We start from the raw sequence: 18,729 nt of genomic DNA, 5'->3' as shown, positions 1-18,729 counted from the left end.
GTTATTTGTTATGCTTGCAGTTTTATTTGTCCAGGCGTTGGTGTTTGCAGGTGTTATTTTATATGGAGGCACAATAGAGGAGCTTAACAACAATTCATTTGAAATATTAAATCAACGTGTGACTGGTCGAAAAAACTATTTGCAGAATGAGGCTATTCAAAGGTGGTCAAATCTTGCAAAATTTGAACATGATATTCAAGGGAAAATTAACTCATTTTTGCAAGAAAAAGATATAAATAACTCCAAGTTCCAACAAGAGCAGGATTTAGCATATGAGTTTTTAGAGAGGGTAGTTGAGGACGCTATATTTGTGATCAGGCAACGCATGGTTACCGGTGCTTTTATTGTGTTAAACGGGGAAAATGGGGAACAGTGTCCGGGGATATATATTAGAGATTTAGACCCTCTATTTAATCCTAACGATAATTCTGATCTTATTATGGAGATAGGGCCTTCAGCAGTGGCGAGAAAAGCTGGTATTTGTTTAGGGAGAAGTTGGATGCCTCAATTTATATTATCAGAGGAGGACGATAATTTTGATTTCTACTATAAAACTATGTGGGCTGCTAAGGAACATCCAGATGCTGCCATTAGCGACTTAGGATATTGGAGCAGACCTTTCAAATTGGATGAGTATGATGTGGAAGTTATTACATATTCCGTTCCACTCATCGATGAGAAGGGGAATCCCTATGGGGTTATTGGGATTGACTTGACTTTAGATTATTTACGTAAGATGCTTTATTTTGATGAAATAGTAGGTAATAAACAAGGGGTATACCTTTTAGGTATATGGGATGAAGAAGATATGGCGTTTGAAAATGTGCTCTCCAGTGGTCCTATGTTTAAAAAGTTTGTGGGGGATGAATCTCAAATAGTTTTTAAACAAGATCCAAGATATGCTAATATCTATAAGTTACAAACAGATCGAACAAGTGAAACTATATACGGCTGTATTCATCGTTTGAAACTATATAATACCAATACCCCCTTTGAAAATGATAATTGGGTATTGGCAGGTGTTGTGGATGAGAATAGCTTGTTAAAACCTACAAAAAATATAAAATTATTTGTCATGATAGCACTTTTTGTAACCCTTGTTGTAGGAATAATAGGAGTAATTTTTGCCGGCATGTGGTTTGTCAAGCCAATCACTTCATTGGTAAGGGAGTTAGGAGCCAGCAACCCTGAAGAAGCTATTGTGCTAGAAAAAACTAATATTACAGAGATAGATGATCTAGCCTTAGCTATTGAGGCGATGAGTAGTAAAGTAGCGGATTCCGCATCTAGACTGTCTCGGATTATTGGGATGGTGAACATACCTATAGGTGCTTTTGAGCATGATTTAAGTGAAGATAAAGTTTTTTGTACATCTGCATTTTTTAATATTGTAGGGATTGAAACAGATGACAGGGAATCCAGCTATATTTCTTCAGAATATTTTCATAATATATTAAAAAACATTAAAAAGCATCCTGAACATGATTTAGAAGATATATATCGTTATCAAAGAGAGGATGGCTCGATTACATGGATACGGTTAAAAATACAGCAAGATAGCGATAAGATATTGGGAATTTTGGAAGATGCAACTAGGGAAATTAAGGATAAGCGCAAAATAGAGTATGAGCGAGACCATGACTTGCTTACAGGTCTCATTAATCGTCGGGCATTTCAAATGCAAGTAACAAAAAAGCTGCACGAGGGAGACATCAAAATTGCCGCATCTGTCATGTGGGATCTGGATAATCTAAAATATATTAACGACACCTATGGACATGATTATGGTGATCAGTATATTAAGGCTGCAGCTAAAACTTTGAGCGAGCTGAAAGTTTATAATAGTATTGTCGCCAGAATGTCAGGGGATGAGTTTTACGCATTTATTTATGGATATCAAAGCAAGCAGGAAATAAGGGAGATAGTGGAGATAATGCAAGAGAAACTCTATAACACTACTATGTGTATGCCTGATGGCGCTGTCTTTCGTATCAGGGCTTCGGTAGGCATGGCCTGGTATCCTGATGATTCAGAAAGTTATGATGAGCTTATTAAATATTCCGATTTTGCTATGTATCAGATTAAAAACAATGTGAAGGGGAAGATTGGTGAATTCAATAGAGAAAGTTATAATAAAAATTCTTTTCTTTTACATGACAAGGAAAAACTCAACCGTTTTATTGATGAAGAATTGGTGGAGTTTGTGTTTCAGCCTATTGTAGATGCAAAAAACGGGAGCGTATTTGCATATGAAGCACTTATGCGACCTCAGATAGATACACTAAAGTTTCCTATAGATATTATTAAATTGGCCCATTCTCAATCAAAGCTATACGATATTGAACGTATTGTGTGGTTTAAGGCTATGGAAGCATTTGAAGAGCAAAGAAAGGCTTTTGGTGACGCTAAAATATTTATTAACTCGATTCCCAACTATATATTATCAGACGAAGATTTACAACTTTTTGAAAACCGGTATAAATCTGATTTACATCGGATAGTAGTTGAGATTACTGAAAATGAGCAGGTTACAAAGAAAAAACAGCATAATGTTGTGCGTTGGAATAGCCAGTTGGCATTGGATGATTTTGGTTCAGGATACAATAGTGAAATTGCACTTCTTGTTTTTTCTCCTTCTTTTGTAAAAATTGATATGACAATTATCCGAGATATTGATAGTGATTCGAATAGGCAAGAGCTTTTTAAAAATCTTTTGTCATACGCAAAGAATAGGCATATCAAAACTATCGCTGAAGGTATAGAGACTAAGGCTGAAATGCATACATTGATTGAATTTGGAGTGGATTATGTACAGGGATTTTATTTAGGCAAGCCAAGTATGATACCGCAACAAATATCACCTAAAATAGCAAGAGAGATTTATGAAAAAAACAATTGAATAAATCAGTATGGAATTTATCAATTACGATTTTGGCGCGTGGTATCATTGTGTTAACATCACTCTTTATTCATTGCTACAAGTTCAACTTTATCAATGTCTCGGAGCTTTGAAAGATAACTGATAACAATAACTTTATTACGTTTTGGCAATATGTCAATTACTGACTTGTTTTAAACATCTTTACCATGCTTATATAGATTAGCAACCGTACCACATTTTAGGCAACAAGAAGGAGGTGGCAATGTAGTCTCAACTAAGAACCTATAATCATATTCACTCTCCTTCATCAGTATAAACAGGTTATTTAGAAAACAGTCCACAATTGCTTAATATTTCATCTGTGTCTAGAAAGATAGCTTCCTCTATCCCCACATCATTGGTTTCCATGAAAGACTGTACTGCTTGGTAACCTACTGCATAACCTGCAAATGCTGATAAGCCAACAGGTTGATAGCCTTGTTCCTTTGCAAATGACTCAGCTAAACCCTCTATAATTTAGTAATTACCAACGGTTACGTCTCCATGATCCCAATCAAAATATGAGAAACGGATATTATGATGGAATTCATGTGCAATTACAGCGGGAATCCTTAGAATATTATAGGAGTTTGGGTAAATAGCTACTTGAATAAACCCTGGAATTCCTCCAAAACCACAATAACCTTTTTATAATTCGAGTTTCTTCGGGTCAGCTATATACATACCAAATCTCAATTCATCAGCATTAATATTTATATTATTTTTTTCAATAAAATCAATACAATGATTCAAGGTGCTATGCGCTGTTTGAAGAGCCTGAATTTCTTTTAAGTTTTCCAATGCTTGTATTCCAGCTTGAGTATCTGATACATTTATCCGAAAAAAAATGCAGACGGCTATAGTATCATCTTTAAGTATGTTTGATGCAACCAAACAAAACTATTGCTATCAAATAAATGCCATAAGAGACATACTACAGCAAAACAATTTTGTAAGAAGCAAATTGAAAAGGAAAACCTGAAAAAATATAGAATATTAAACATAAGTGATATAATTTTGTGTATACATACTGATGATAGAAAAAACACACTGGAGTGATAAGCTTGACTAATTTTCAGGATAAAGTTAACTTTATATGGAGCATAGCGGAACTTTTAAGAGGACCATATAAAAAAGAACAGTACGGTGATGTAATACTGCCTATGGCTGTACTCAGAAGGTTTGACTGTGTCCTTGCAGCCACCAAGCAGGAAGTATTGGAAAAGTATGAAACTTTAAAGAAGTCGGGACTTCAAAATGTAGACCCTGTTTTAAATAGAATTTCAAAACAGGAATTCAATAATACCAGCAAATATGATTTTGAAAAATTATTGGCTGACCCCGATAATATAGCAAGCAATTTAAGAAATTATATTAACGGTTTTTCCAAAAATGCTAGAGAAATCATAGAACACTTTGATTTCGACAAGCAGATTACAAAACTCAATGATAACAACCTGCTTTACTTAGTGATATCAGAGTTTAACAAGATAGATTTGCATCCTGATGTAGTAAGCAATACCGAAATGGGATACATATTTGAGGAACTCATTAGACGATTTTCTGAACATGGGGAAGCAGGTGATCATTATACTCCTCGTGAGGTTATAAGATTAATGGTAAATATTCTCCTGAACGAGGATAATGAGGAATTAACCCAGCCAGGGCTTGTCACAACTGTGTATGACTGCTGCGCTGGTACAGGTGGTATGCTTTCGGTTACAGAACATTATATGAAAGAATTAAACCCCGGGATACAGGTAGAATTATTTGGGCAGGAGATAAATCCCCAATCCTTTAGCATCTGTAAATCCGATATGCTTATAAAAGGACATAATGCAGATAATATTATTCTGGGAGATAGTTTCACGGAAGATGGACATAAAAGCGAAACTTTCCGATATATGCTTACTAATCCCCCTTTTGGTGTGGAATGGAAAAAAGCACAGAAATTTATTCGTGAAGAATATGAGAAAGAAGGTCATGAGGGGAGGTTCGGTGCAGGACTTCCTAGAATATCCGATGGTTCACTTTTATTCTTACAGCATCTAATGTCTAAAATGAGGCAGGATGAAAAGGGCAGCCGTATCGCTATCATCTTCAACGGCTCACCGTTATTTACTGGGGATGCAGGTTCAGGGGAATCGGAAATCAGACGCTGGATAATTGAAAATGACATGCTGGAAGGTATTATTGCACTGCCTGACCAGTTATTCTACAACACAGGTATTTCTACCTATATTTGGATAGTAACCAACCGTAAGAACAGTGACCCTATGAAGGGACCTGTAAGGACGGGAAAAATACAGTTGGTCAACGCAGTGGATTTTTATCAGAAAATGAGGAAAAGCCTTGGAAACAAGAGAAATGAAATCAGCGAAGAGCAGATAAAAGAGATCACTAGAATATACGGTGAGTTTAGAGAAAATGAATACTGCAAGATTTTTGATAACCAAGATTTCGGATATCAGAAGATTGTAGTAGAGAGACCTTTAAGGCTTAATTTGCAAGTAACTGAAGAAAGAATTAATAATTTATATAATGAAAGAGCCTTTAATAATCTAGCAAAGTCAAAGAAAAAAGGTGAATCAGGGCTTCAAGAAATAGAGGAAGGCAAGAAAATTCAGAAAGAAATAATAGATACCTTAAAGACAATGGATTCTACTATCACATATAAAAACAGGGATGCATTTACAAAAGCGTTAAAGAAGGCTTTTAAAGACAGCGATATTAAACTGAATAGAACACTTTTAAAGGTTGTATTATCTGCCTTGTCCGAAAAAGATGAAACAGCAGATATTTGTGTAAACAGCAAGGGAAACCCAGAGCCAGACCCGGACTTGAGGGATACTGAAAATGTACCTTTAAAAGAAGATATACATGAATACTTTGAGCGGGAAGTAAAACCCCATGTGCTAGATGCTTGGATAGACAAAAGCAAGACTAAAATTGGATATGAAATACCTTTCACAAGACATTTTTATAAATACCAGCCCCTAAGACCTTCTCAAGAGATTATGAAAGAGATTGTGGAACTGGAAAAGAGCATTTCAGAGAAGTTGAAGAAGGTGATGGGTGAATGAGTAAGTATAAGAGGTATGAAAGGTATAAGGATTCAGGTATTGAGTGGATAGGGGAGATACCAGAGCATTGGGAGGTTAAAAAATTAAAGCATATATCTAACATTACAATGGGTCAATCTCCTAAATCAGAAAAATGTAGTCTTGATGAAATAGGATTGCCATTTTTACAAGGAAATGCAGAATTTACTAGTTTGCATCCAATACCTAAAATGTATTGTAATACTGCTAATAAATTTTCAAAAATCAATGATATACTTCTTTCTGTAAGGGCTCCTGTTGGAGCAATGAATATATCTGATAGAGTATATGGCATAGGAAGAGGACTCTGTGCAGTTACGGCAAATAAAGTTCAAGTAAGGTATTTATGGTATAGCATGAATGTTAGCCTAGAAGAACTTTTTATTAAATCTAAAGGTAGTACATTCGAAGCAGTTACAGTTACAGATGTTAGTAATTTACTATCAATTTTGCCTCCCAAAAAGGAACAAATCGCCATTGCCAATTTTCTTGACCATAAAACTAGTGAAATAGATGATTTGATTGCTGATAAGGAAAAATTGATTGAACTGCTGCAGGAAAAGCGGCAGGCGATTATAACTGAAACCGTTACCAAAGGACTTAATCCGAATGTTAGGCTGAAGAATTCAGGTATTGAGTGGATAGGGGAGATACCAGAACATTGGGATATTGTCAAGATGAAATATTTATTAAGCCCTAAAAAATATTCTATAAAAGCAGGTCCTTTCGGAAGTCAATTAAAAAATGATGATATGATTAGTGGGGATGTTAAGGTATATAATCAAAGAACAGTTTTAGATAATGATTTTAATTCTGGAGATTATTATATAGAAAATTATAAGTATGAAGAATTAAGAGCGTTTGAAGTATTTGCAGGCGATATATTGGTAACTACAAGAGGAACTGTAGGAAAAACTGCTATTATGCCTAAAAATGCAGATAGAGGAATATTACATCCTTGTTTAATAAAAATTACATTAAATCCAGATAGGGTTTGCAATGAGTATGTGAATATAATATTTAATAGTACAAATATAGTGACAAACAAAATTAAGTTAGAAAGTAATGCTACTACTATAGATGTTATTTATACGGATACATTAAAAAAATTAGAATTACCTATTCCACCATTAGATGAACAAAAATCAATAATAGATTTTATAAATGTTAAAACTGCTGAAATAGATGGTTTAATATCAAAAATCAGACTACAAATCCAAAAACTCAAAGAATACCGCCAATCCCTTATCTCTGAAGCAGTAACAGGTAAAATTGATGTAAGGGACTATGCAGTAGAGTAATTTAAAAATATAAGGGGTGAATTTAAATGGCTAAAACTCCAGAAGAACTTTTAGAAAAGGGCTTTGAGGAATATGTTGAGGAGTATCTTTTAAAGTCTGGATACGTGAGGGGTAACCCTGACCACTATAACAAAGAATTTGCCCTTGATACCAAAATCCTTTTTGACTTTTTAGAGGATACCCAGCCCAAGAAAATGGAAAGGCTAAGAGAAATTTATAAGGACCAGTATCGGTTTAAAGTGTTAAGCCGGTTAAATAGAGAGCTTAACAACCGTGGGATGATTGATGTTTTAAGGCATGGGATTAAAGACTATGGAGTATACCTGGACCTTGCCTACTTTCAGCCTGCCAGCAAATTAAACGATGAAGTAGTGAAACTTTACAAAAAGAATCGTATATCTGTTACTAGGCAGGTACGATACAGCACCAAAAACGAAAACAGCATTGACATGCTGATCTGTGTCAATGGCCTTCCCGTTGTTGTACTGGAACTTAAAAATCCTTTCACCGGTCAAACCTATGAAGATGCAATCATGCAGTATAAGAAAGACAGAAGCCCTAATGAACTGTTGTTCCAGTTTAAGAAAAGAGCCATTGTATTTTTTGCAGTTGATACTCAAGAAGTCTATATGACAACAAGGCTTTCAAGAAATAAGACTTTCTTCTTGCCCTTTAATAAAGGGTGTGATGGAGGAGGTGGAAATCCCGACAATCCTGATGGGTTTAAAACTGCTTATCTTTGGGAGGAGATACTTCAAAAAGATAGTTTGATGGATATATTAAAAAGATTTGTATTTATAGAGACCCAAGAAAAGAAGGATATAGATGGAAATACCGTAACCTTGGAAACCGTTATATTTCCAAGGTATCACCAACTGGATGCAGTAAGGAAACTGGAAGCCGATGCGAAGGAGAAGGGAGTAGGAACAAACTATCTTGTACAGCACAGCGCAGGATCGGGAAAAACCTATTCTATATCATGGCTTGCCCACAGGCTCGCTAACCTTCATGATCATCAAGACAACCCTGTATTTGATTCGGTTATTGTGATTACCGACAGGCGGGTTTTGGATAGACAGTTGCAGGACAGTATTTACCAGTTGGAGCATAAACATGGAGTTGTCCAAAAAATAGATAAAGATTCCAGTCAATTGGCTGATGCCTTGAAAAGCGGAATGAGGATAATTATTTCCACTTTGCAGAAGTTTCCCTTTATCATCGAAAAGGCGGGAGAGTTAGAAAGCCGAAAATATGCTGTTGTTATAGATGAAGCCCATTCCAGCAGTGCAGGGGAGAATATGGCATCTTTGAGGGAAGTGCTGTCAGCAAACAGCCTAGAAGAAGCAGCAAGACTGGATGAAGAGCTGGAAGGCAAAGAATACGACCCGGATGAAGAGATATTAAAGACAATAAAGAAAAGGGGAAAACAGCCTAATATCAGTTTTTTTGCCTTTACGGCTACACCTAAAGCAAAGACCCTTGAGATGTTTGGGACTGTAGATGAAGATGAACTGCCCCATCCTTTTCATTTATACTCTATGAGGCAGGCAATTGAAGAAGGATTTATACTAGATGTACTTCAAAACTATGTAACTTATGAAACCTATTTTAAACTGGCAAAGAAAATAGAAGATGACCCTGCTTTTGACAAGGCTAAGGCCACAAAAGCACTTACAAGATATGTTAGCCTTCATCCCCATAACATTGCCCAAAAGACTGAAATCATGGTGGAACACTTCAGGAGCGTAACCAGGCATAAAATAGGAGGAAGGGCCAAGGCAATGGTTGTAACCAGTTCCAGGCTTCATGCTGTACGTTATAAACACGCTTTTGATGAATATATCAAAAAGAAAGGCTACAGGGATATGAAAACACTGGTAGCCTTTTCGGGAACGGTAAAGGATGACGGGATAGAGTATACTGAAAGCGGCATAAACAAATTTAAAGAATCAGAACTTCCAGACCGTTTTGCTACTGATGAATATCAGGTGCTTTTAGTTGCGGAAAAGTACCAGACAGGCTTTGACCAGCCCCTTTTACATACTATGTATGTAGATAAAAAGTTATCCGGCGTCAAGGCGGTGCAGACTTTATCAAGGCTTAACAGAACCTGTTCTGGAAAAGATGATACCTTTGTCCTTGATTTTGTAAATAGGGCAGAAGATATTCAGGAAGCCTTCAAACCTTATTATCAGGCAACCATTGTGGAAGAAGTGACGGAACCTAACCTGCTTTATGATATTGAAACAGGGCTGCATGTATATGGTGTGTATTTAAAAGAGGAATTGGACAGGTTTAATGGTATATACTTCAAACCAAAGGACAAAAAACCTCCAAAAGACAGGGCTATATTAAATCATTTAATAGATACAGCCGTAGAAAGGTTTAAGAAGCTGGATGAGCAAGATAAGCAGGATTTTAGCAGTCAAGCAACCAAATACATAAGGCTTTATTCCTTCATCCTGCAGATCACGCCTTTTGAAGATGTTGAACTCCACAAGTTATATGTATACTTAACATATTTGCTTAAAAAACTGCCCAAAGAAAAAGGCTCCACTGTTCATCTGGCAGATGAAATCGCTTTGGAATACTATACTACTAAAAAGACATTTGAAGGCAGCATCTCCTTAACTCTTGATGATGAAAATGTACCAGTCACATCTGTGAAATTTGCAGGAACGGGAGTAAAGGAAGAACAGGAAGAATATCTTTCCACCATTATTGAGCGGCTTAACAAGCGGTTTGGAACTGACTTTACAAAAGCCGACCAGTTATCGGTAGAGCAGATTAAAGAGGATTTTGCCGCAGATGAGGATCTGGTACAAAAGGCTAGGACAAATACCATTGATGATTTTAGATTTGCTTTTGAAAAAGTATTTATCAATAAAGTCATCGATAGGATGGACCAGAACCAGGCATTTTTTACCCGTGTTTTAGATGATGAGCAGTTCAAGAATGCCCTTATGGAGTATATGCTGGTTGAGACTTATGAGAAGTTAAATAGCAGGGTTTAGTAGATACTTGAGGGAAAAAGGGCATAAAGAATCAATTAACCCATAAAAGGCTATCGAAATTTAACGGTAGCCTTTAAAATTTGCGAAATTTGGGTACATTAAATATGAAAGAAAGTTTTATTATTAAAGGAGGTGATGCTATGACAGCGAATAAAAAGCGAATACCCAATAGATTGATTGCTGAAAAATCCCCATATCTTTTGCAACATGTTTACAATCCCGTGGAATGGTATCCTTGGGGACAGGAAGCCTTTGATAAGGCAAAACAGGAAGATAAGCCTGTTTTTCTTTCTATTGGGTATTCGTAACTGCTGTTATATGCCGACTTGTCATTGGTGCCATGTAATGGAGCGGGAGAGTTTTGAGGAGGAAGAGGTAGCAGAGGTTTTAAATCAAAATTTTGTAAGTATAAAGGTGGATAGGGAGGAGCGTCCTGATATTGATAATATATACATGACATTTTGTCAGGCCATTACAGGACAAGGAGGATGGCCCCTCACTATAGTCATGACGCCTGAACAAAAGCCTTTTTTTGCAGGCACATACTTCCCAAAGGATTCATTGATAGAAGTATTAGAGAAAATAGCTGATTTATGGAAAAGTAAGCGACAGGATATTATCCAGTCGGGGGATAGAATATTAAAAGGGTTGGAGGCTCATTTTGATGGATCTTTTAGGGACGGCCCTGTTTCGGAAGAAATCTTTGAAGATGCCTATATGCAGCTTAAGAATAATTTTGATTACGAATATGGTGGATTCGGGATAGCGCCTAAGTTCCCTTCTCCCCACAATTTATATTTTCTTTTGAGATACTGGAAAATCAAAGGGACGAAAGATGCTTTGAATATGGTGGAGAAGACATTGGAGAGTATGTATAAAGGTGGGATATTCGACCATATAGGATTTGGATTTTCTAGATATTCTACAGATAGAAGATGGATTGTTCCACATTTTGAAAAGATGCTCTATGATAATTCTCTGCTGGCCATTGCATATCTTGAAGCTTATCAGGCAACTCGAAAGAGAATATATGCAGATACAGCCGATAAGATATTCACATATATGACCAGGGATCTGTTATCACCTGAAGGTGCTTTTTATTCGGCGGAGGATGCTGATTCGGAAGGTGTGGAGGGAAAGTTTTATCTGTTTACTAGAGACGAGATACTGGATATCTTGGGTGAAGAAGATGGGGAGCTTTTTTGCAGATATTACAATATTACGAATCAGGGTAATTTTGAAGGTAATAACATACTCAATCTGCTAGATGATAACGTTAAAAGAGAAATCCACCCTAAGGATATAGATATGTTGAGAAATAAGGTATTTGAATATAGAGAAGAGCGAGAGCGACCATTCAGAGATGACAAGATATTGACTGGATGGAATGCACTTGCAATTGCTGCATTTGCCATGGGGGCTAGGATTTTAGATGATGAAAGGTATGTACAATATGCTCAAAGTGCCGTTGAGTTCATTCTAGATAAGTTGGTAAGAGATGATGGAAGATTGCTCGCCCGGTATCGGGAAGGCCAATCATCTTTTCCTGCATATACCGATGACTATGCATATCTCATATGGGCTTTGATCGAATTATATCAAACTACTTTTAATCCATATTATTTAAAAAAGGCGATAGGATTTAATGACCACATGATTGAGTACTTTTGGGATGCAGATCAGGGAGGCTTATTTATCTATGGAAAGGATAGTGAAAAGTTGATTGCAAGGCCTAAAGAGATATATGATGGCGCTGTTCCGTCCGGCAACTCTGTTGCTGCGGCTAATTTTGTCAAGTTAGCTAACCTTACAGGGAGACAGGATATATCTGATTTGGCACAGAAACAGATAGATGCTTTTGCATCAATCGTGGATAGCAATCCTGCAAGTTACACCTACTTTTTAACTGCTTTACTCATGTACAAAACTCCTGCAGCCCAGGTGGTTATATCGGGGAATAGAGAGCAAGAAAGGGTAAAACAATTAAAGGATGTGGTAAATAAAATTTTCATACCCAACATAGCAGTGCATCTATACGACCAAAAAAGTGATGACGGACGTGTTCTTGAGAAGACAGTGGAATATATAGAGGGTAAAAAAACTATAGGGACAATACCGGCAGTATATGTATGCAAAGACTTTAGTTGTCGTGCCCCTGTTACCAGCCCGGAAGAATTAGAAAAAATATTAAATTGATTTTCTATATCCTGATGGGCTGGCCCCAGTCTTTTTCTTAAAAATAGTACAAAAGTTGGCAGGCTCTCTGTATCCAATTCTTTCGCTTATGCCTTCAACTGTCATATCGGTGTTTTCAAGTAGATACTTAGCCGCCTCGATACGCGATGCGATCAATTTTTGTTTGAAAGTCAATCCATATGTTTTTTTTAAGAATCTGTTCAACTGACTTTCGCTTATATTCAGCAGAGAGGCCAGATTTGAGAGTTTTATATTTTTTGAATAGTTATGGGAGAAAAAGTTATCTATTATCTGGGTTCTCTTTTCATCAGGTACTTTTATGGGGTGGCCGCTATTTTCCGAGTGTTCAGAGTCAAAAGAGCGCAGCATATTGATTATCAATTGTACAAAGAGTGCCTGCACCTTTGTATAATAGCCTAGGGGTTTAGAATAAAGTTCATTGTGTATATCTAAAATATCCTTCAAAATGCTCTGTGAATTGGAGCTACAGCAGTATCTAGGATTATTTAATACAGTTAATATGTTATTTGCTTGGTTAAAATTGTCCTCCATTTGTTTATTTTTAACTATTTTATAATTAAATCTGAAACAGTATTTATATATAGGGTCAGATGGATATTCTATTTGCTTATGATATATATTTGGTCTTATCAAGTAGAATGTCTTTGGCATAAGTTCAAAATGTCTGTCGCTTATAAATACTTTTCCTTTTCCGTTTATAATATAGTGTACTTCGTAATGGCCATGATTGTGAATATCCGCAGACCAGTCATTGTCTTGGTTGAAAAAACCTGAGTCAAGCATAATATCAAATACAAGGTTTCCAATTGTGGTTTTTATATTTATATCTTGAATAGAAGAGTCGTTCATAAAATCATTCTCCTTTATTGTTATTTTTGAGCATGATGCGTAAAAACAAGGTTAGTTTAATTATACAAAATATTTGCTTTACAGTATACACTTATATAAGTATGGGTTCATATAGTCCGCTATAAATTCAATTAAAATTAGAAATATTATAATGGCGGTTATTCATTATCAGCTAGGGTTAATTTTCTATTCCCAAAATATATAAGGAGATGATTTGCAGATGAAAACTTTGGATATGTTTAAGTTGGACGGAAAAGTTGCTGTAGTAACAGGAGGATATGGGTTATATGGTAAAAATATTTCTTTAGCATTATGTGAGGCAGGTGCATCTATTATCATAGCTTCTAGGAATGTTCAAAAATGTGAAGAGTATGCACAAGAACTTAATGAGCAGGGATATAAGGCTGAAGGCATGAAATTGGACCTTGGTGACCAGAACTCTATACAAAGTTTGTTGGATGGTATTGTAAAAAAGCATGGCAAGGTAGATATACTTGTGAATAATGCTGTTACGAGGGGCGGAGATGATCTTGAAAAGATGACCAAGGAAGATTGGGAGAGGGTACAGGATATAAACGCCACAGGATTATTTTTGATAAACCAGATATTTGTAAAGCAGATGGTGAAACAGGGTTTTGGGAATATATTGAACATATCCTCAATTCAAGGGGTTGCAGGACCGCATTTTCCTGTATACAAAGGTACTGATATGAGCAGTCCTGTTGATTACACATATCACAAATGGGGGATGCTAGGGCTGACCAAGTGGATGGCAAATTATTATGGTAAATACAATATAAGGGTGAATGCCATAAGCCCAGGAGGATATTATACTAACCAGAATCCTGTATTTGTAGAGAGATACAATGAGAGGACGCCTTTAGGTAGAATGGCAAATGATGATGACATTAAGGGAGCAGTTGTATTTTTGGTATCAGATGCTTCACAATATATAACAGGTGAAAATATCATGTTAGATGGAGGCTGGAGTTGTTGGTAAAAAACATAAATAAATCTAGTTTGAATGTTAGCTATCCATGTAAATAATAAAATCAAATCTTTCAATAATTTTACTTTTGGTTATCTGGATATAAATAGTATAATATCTAGTATACTATACCAATTTATTAAGGAGTGAAATTATGGATTATCAGAAGGAATCCCTTAAGTTACATGATGAATGGAGAGGTAAAATTGAGGTAACCAGCAGAGTAAAAGTAGAGACTATGGAGGATTTATCTCTTGCTTACACTCCTGGTGTTGCAGAACCCTGTAGAAAGATAAGCAAAGAATGTGAAAAAGTATATGAGTATACCAGGAAATGGAACTTGGTTGCCGTCGTTACTGATGGTTCTGCTGTACTGGGGCTAGGAGACATAGGGGCAGAGGCAGGTATGCCCGTTATGGAAGGAAAGGCCGTATTGTTTAAGACATTTGCTGATGTTGATGCTTTTCCTATATGTGTAGGCTCGAAGGATGTTGACGATATAGTGAATACTGTTAAGTTGATAGCACCTACTTTTGGTGGTATAAATTTAGAAGATATATCTGCACCTAGATGTTTTGAAATAGAAAAAAGGCTTAAGCAAGAGTTGGATATACCAGTTTTCCATGATGACCAACACGGTACAGCCGTCATAACTCTTGCTGCGATGATGAACGCTTTAAAAATAGTGGGTAAACAAATGCAAGAAATTTCGGCAGTGATCAATGGAGCAGGTGCGGCGGGTGTAGCTATAGCAAAGCTTTTGATGAGCATGGGACTTAAAGACGTGGTTTTATGTGATAGAAGAGGGGCTATATATGAGGGAAGAGATGGATTGAATGCGACAAAACAGGAAATAGCACAGATGACCAATAACAACAGGAAAAAAGGTAATTTGGAGGATGTAATAAAGGATACAGATGTATTTATAGGAGTATCAGCCCCAAATGTAGTTACACCTGAAATGGTGAAGACTATGAACAAGGACGCGTGTATATTTGCAATGGCCAATCCTGTACCCGAAATATATCCTGATCAGGCTAAAAAAGCCGGCGCAAGGGTTATAGGGACAGGCAGATCGGATTTCCCAAATCAGATAAATAACGTGCTTGCTTTTCCGGGTATATTTAGAGGTGCCTTAGATGTGAGGGCGAGGGATATAAATGATGAGATGAAAATTGCGGCGGCAGAGGCAATTGCTTCTCTCATATCCGATGAGGAACTCAACGAAGATTATATACTACCTAAACCGTTTGACAGCAGAGTAGGAAAAGCTGTAGCTAAAGCTGTAAGTAAAGCAGCTATAAAGTCTGGGGTAGCTAGAGTGAATAAGACTGTCTGATAATCAGACGGTCTTTTTTTGTATTTGATATACTATAAGTCATGGTTTTATACTTTATGCCGCAGGTTAAATAATTCCTATGATAAACGCAAGAAATATTTACAGTTTTAAGAATGATTTTACAATTGGATGTAGAACTATTAAAATGGAACTCCGTATATTTTTATCCAATACAGAATATAAGTTTAAGTATAGATGAGATTTAATTAAACAGACAGATTATAAAAGAATTAACATATACTTCATTCTAAAAAACCTATTCTAGATAGTATATTAATTATCCTTTCCAAATTATTATCTATAAATAATTTTTAGTTTTTAAAAACCGACAATAGGTTGTAGACTTTTCGCAAAATTCATTAAAATCAATAATAGGTTGTAGATTTTTCATAAAATTCAATCTTGAAAGCTATAATAAAGGCAGATTTCCTCGACTTAAAAATATTTTTTACTCTGTTTTTGACGTACTAATTAATTTGTCGGGAGGGGGGATATTTATATAAAAATGGATTTTTGACATTTGATGTATTTTCAAAAATTTATGTGTAAGGAGGGTTTATATGTCCAAATTAGAGCAGGATAAAAAGTGGCAAGATGATGAACGCATGCTTTCACCAGTTCCTATGTCAGAAAGGAGACCGACGTGGAAGCAAATCCTTGTTTGGGTAGGATTTGGTTATGTTGTAACAGGGTTGTTTGTAGGTGGTGTTTTGGCCGGTTTCGGCGGACAGCCAGGGGTTCCCCCAAAAACTGCATTATTGGCTATTATTATAGGCATGGGCTCTTTGTTTATAATAACATCGTTATTAGGCATAATGGCTCAGAGAACGGGGATGAGTCTGGCATTAGTGAGCAGATTTTCTTACGGTGAAAAGGGAGCAAGCATTCCTATGGTAGTTATGGCTCTTTTGACTTTAGGATGGTTTGCAAGTATTACAGGTATGGTGGGACAGATATGGGGTTCTTTCATAGGCAATCCATCGGGTGTGATAGTGTTTGACCCGGGTGCATTAGGCTATGAGGGTGTTCCGCCAGTTACTTTAGAAGTATTTCTTTCATGTGCTGTTTTTGGTTTGATCTTTACTTTAACAGCATATTATGGGATAAAAGCTATTGAAGCAATTGCAATACCTGTGGCACCAATAATTCTGGTTATAGCTATACTGGTTGGAGCCGGAATGCTGAAGGAAGGCGGAGGTTTTAGCGCATTTATTACAGAAGCAAATAAGGTGAGTGGTCTTGGATTGGGTAACGCTATAACGGTTGTGGTAGGAAGCTGGATTGCAGGAGCGGTGATGGGAGTAGACCTATTCAGGTTTAACAAAAACATAAGTGCAGTATTATGGGGGGCAGCAGCATGTTTCATATTTACTAATCCCCTCTTAAATATGGTTGGATATGTTGGTTCTATCTCAGTTGGTCAGTTCAACTATGTTGAGTGGATGCTGGGTAAGAGCCTTATTCTGGCGATTATTGGAGTATTTGCCTGGACAGCATCCCTATGGACTACTAACAATGCGGAATTGTACTGTAATTCTCTTTATACAGGACCTGTATTAGCGGCATCAGGGAAATTAGTCGAAAGACGGAAACTGGTACTTATAGCAGGAATAGTTGGTACTTTATTAGGTTCTCTGGCATTTTATCAAATATTTTTTGCTTCATTTATCAATGTTTTAGGAGCAGCAGCTCCACCCATGGTAGGTCCGTTATTAGCAGATTATTATTTTATCAAAAAGCAAAACTATGTTATAGAAGATTATAATAAACAGCCTCCGTATAGAGTTACAGGTATTATTTCATTCTTGATTGGAGGAGTTTTAGGATTAGTTTTCCAATACTGGCTTCCCCTTCCGTATGGTTTGCCATCCGGATTGTTTGCAATGATTATTTCAATAATACTTTATCTAATTATCTATAGATTTACCAATGATATAAAAATTGATTCCGATTTAGGCGCCAGCCAAAATTAAAGAGATTTTCGCCATATAAAACCGATCAATTAAACTGTTTAGCTTTAGCTAACGAACTTTTGAAATAAAAATTTTAATTTGCTAAAGGTGTATATGGTACCTAGAGGTATCATATACACCCATGTTGTTATTTTCAGATTTGATATTAATTATTTGTGATATATTTCATTTAAAGGAGATGCTATCAATGAAAAAAGTGTTTTTAAATGAGTTTAATGCAAAAGAACTAAAGGATATGCTTGAAAATAACCAGATAGACAGTGCTATCACGATATTCGGTAGTTGTGAAAGCCATGGTTGGCATATGTGTCTTGGACCTGATTTGTTTGTGCCCACTGAAATAGCAAAAAGGGCAGCTGAAAGATTAGATAAGACTATTGTCGTTCCAGGGGTACCTTTTGGAACTTCTATACATTATAATAGATTTCCGTTGTCAATTACTCTTAAATATGAGACAACAATCGCAATAGCAGAAGATATTTTTGAAAGCTTAATAAATAGTGGAATTAAGAATATCATTATTTTAAATGGACATGATGGAAATATTCCTGCCCTTGAGATAGCTGCCCGAAACGTCAAAAACAGGCATAATGATGCTGTATTAATTTTAATTCCTGCTTGGTGGGAGATAACCGGAAGTAAAATGAAGGATGATTTTGAAGTCTGGAACGGTTTAGGGCATGGAGGCGAAGGTGAGACATCTATAACAATGGCAGTTAGGCCGGATTTAGTCAATCTAGAGGACGCAAAGAGTCAAATTCCTCAGGATACTATAAAATTCGGAGAATTCTCAACGATAATTTGGGATATCAAAGAAATAACCGAAACAGGTGCAACCGGCGATTCAACAAAGGCGACCATGGAAAAAGGAGAAAAAATGTTGAATATTGTTGCGGATTTTGTAGTAGATCTGATAAAGCAGATGGAAGAAAATGATTGGAGCTATGATTTGAAAAAACAATGAGCTTGCTTAGTTAACGCAAATTAAGGTGCCGCACTATACATTCGTATTTATATAATATAGTGC

9 protein-coding genes and 2 pseudogenes are annotated in these 18,729 nt (G+C 36.3%); 9 read left to right on the top strand and 2 right to left on the bottom strand.

What is annotated here, in order from left to right; all coding sequences use genetic code 11:
• Positions 1-2,899, top strand: a 2,899-nt coding sequence (locus PHP06_02530) for an EAL domain-containing protein (protein MDD3839430.1), incomplete at its 5' end; no start/stop codon positions are given.
• Positions 2,900-3,202: 303 nt separating this feature from the next.
• Here PHP06_02530 and PHP06_02525 read toward each other — a convergent pair.
• Positions 3,203-3,757, bottom strand: a pseudogene (locus tag PHP06_02525) (DUF2268 domain-containing putative Zn-dependent protease).
• A 227-nt stretch (positions 3,758-3,984) separates the two neighbouring features.
• Between PHP06_02525 and PHP06_02520 the strand changes: the two are divergent.
• From PHP06_02520 to PHP06_02505, 4 genes and pseudogenes are all read left to right on the top strand, one after another.
• A complete protein-coding gene (locus PHP06_02520) occupies positions 3,985-6,003 on the top strand; it encodes a class I SAM-dependent DNA methyltransferase (protein MDD3839429.1) in 2,019 nt (672 codons plus the stop codon).
• On the top strand, positions 6,000-7,322 hold the full coding sequence (locus PHP06_02515; GenBank protein MDD3839428.1) for a restriction endonuclease subunit S: 1,323 nt from the start codon (positions 6,000-6,002) through the stop codon (positions 7,320-7,322). Before PHP06_02520 ends, PHP06_02515 begins: the two co-directional genes overlap by 4 nt.
• 26 nt (positions 7,323-7,348) lie before the next feature.
• The gene (locus PHP06_02510; GenBank protein MDD3839427.1) at positions 7,349-10,336 is read left to right on the top strand and encodes a type I restriction endonuclease; all 2,988 of its coding nucleotides are present in this window, start codon (positions 7,349-7,351) and stop codon (positions 10,334-10,336) included.
• Positions 10,337-10,476: 140 nt separating this feature from the next.
• A pseudogene (locus PHP06_02505) lies at positions 10,477-12,532 on the top strand (thioredoxin domain-containing protein).
• Here PHP06_02505 and PHP06_02500 read toward each other — a convergent pair.
• On the bottom strand, positions 12,524-13,402 hold the full coding sequence (locus PHP06_02500; GenBank protein MDD3839426.1) for an AraC family transcriptional regulator: 879 nt from the start codon (positions 13,400-13,402) through the stop codon (positions 12,524-12,526). The pseudogene PHP06_02505 and the gene PHP06_02500 sit on opposite strands and share 9 nt — an antisense overlap.
• A gap of 220 nt (positions 13,403-13,622) precedes the next feature.
• Between PHP06_02500 and PHP06_02495 the strand changes: the two genes are divergently transcribed.
• The 4 genes from PHP06_02495 to PHP06_02480 all read left to right on the top strand — a co-directional run bounded on the left by PHP06_02495 (position 13,623) and on the right by PHP06_02480 (position 18,666).
• Positions 13,623-14,402, top strand: a complete 780-nt coding sequence (locus PHP06_02495) for an SDR family oxidoreductase (GenBank protein MDD3839425.1) — start codon at positions 13,623-13,625, stop codon at positions 14,400-14,402.
• A 142-nt stretch (positions 14,403-14,544) separates the two neighbouring features.
• Positions 14,545-15,729, top strand: a complete 1,185-nt coding sequence (locus PHP06_02490) for an NAD-dependent malic enzyme (GenBank protein ID MDD3839424.1) — start codon at positions 14,545-14,547, stop codon at positions 15,727-15,729.
• A gap of 560 nt (positions 15,730-16,289) precedes the next feature.
• On the top strand, positions 16,290-17,702 hold the full coding sequence (locus PHP06_02485) for a cytosine permease (protein ID MDD3839423.1): 1,413 nt from the start codon (positions 16,290-16,292) through the stop codon (positions 17,700-17,702).
• A 187-nt stretch (positions 17,703-17,889) separates the two neighbouring features.
• A complete protein-coding gene (locus PHP06_02480) occupies positions 17,890-18,666 on the top strand; it encodes a creatininase family protein (protein MDD3839422.1) in 777 nt (258 codons plus the stop codon).
• Positions 18,667-18,729 lie beyond the last annotated feature (63 nt).

Source organism: Clostridia bacterium, assembly GCA_028698525.1.
In the GTDB taxonomy this organism is placed as follows: domain Bacteria; phylum Bacillota; class Clostridia; order JAQVDB01; family JAQVDB01; genus JAQVDB01.
This window is presented reverse-complemented; position numbering and strand designations above follow the sequence as displayed.

Bases quoted from the DNA above. Each gene is read 5' to 3' on its own strand.
- PHP06_02515 (MDD3839428.1), top strand. From the start codon at position 6,000: ATGAGTAAGTATAAGAGGTATGAAAGGTATAAGGATTCAGGTATTGAG.
- PHP06_02510 (MDD3839427.1), top strand. From the start codon at position 7,349: ATGGCTAAAACTCCAGAAGAACTTTTAGAAAAGGGCTTTGAGGAATAT.
- PHP06_02500 (MDD3839426.1), bottom strand. From the start codon at position 13,402: ATGAACGACTCTTCTATTCAAGATATAAATATAAAAACCACAATTGGA.
- PHP06_02495 (MDD3839425.1), top strand. From the start codon at position 13,623: ATGAAAACTTTGGATATGTTTAAGTTGGACGGAAAAGTTGCTGTAGTA.
- PHP06_02490 (MDD3839424.1), top strand. From the start codon at position 14,545: ATGGATTATCAGAAGGAATCCCTTAAGTTACATGATGAATGGAGAGGT.
- PHP06_02485 (MDD3839423.1), top strand. From the start codon at position 16,290: ATGTCCAAATTAGAGCAGGATAAAAAGTGGCAAGATGATGAACGCATG.
- PHP06_02480 (MDD3839422.1), top strand. From the start codon at position 17,890: ATGAAAAAAGTGTTTTTAAATGAGTTTAATGCAAAAGAACTAAAGGAT.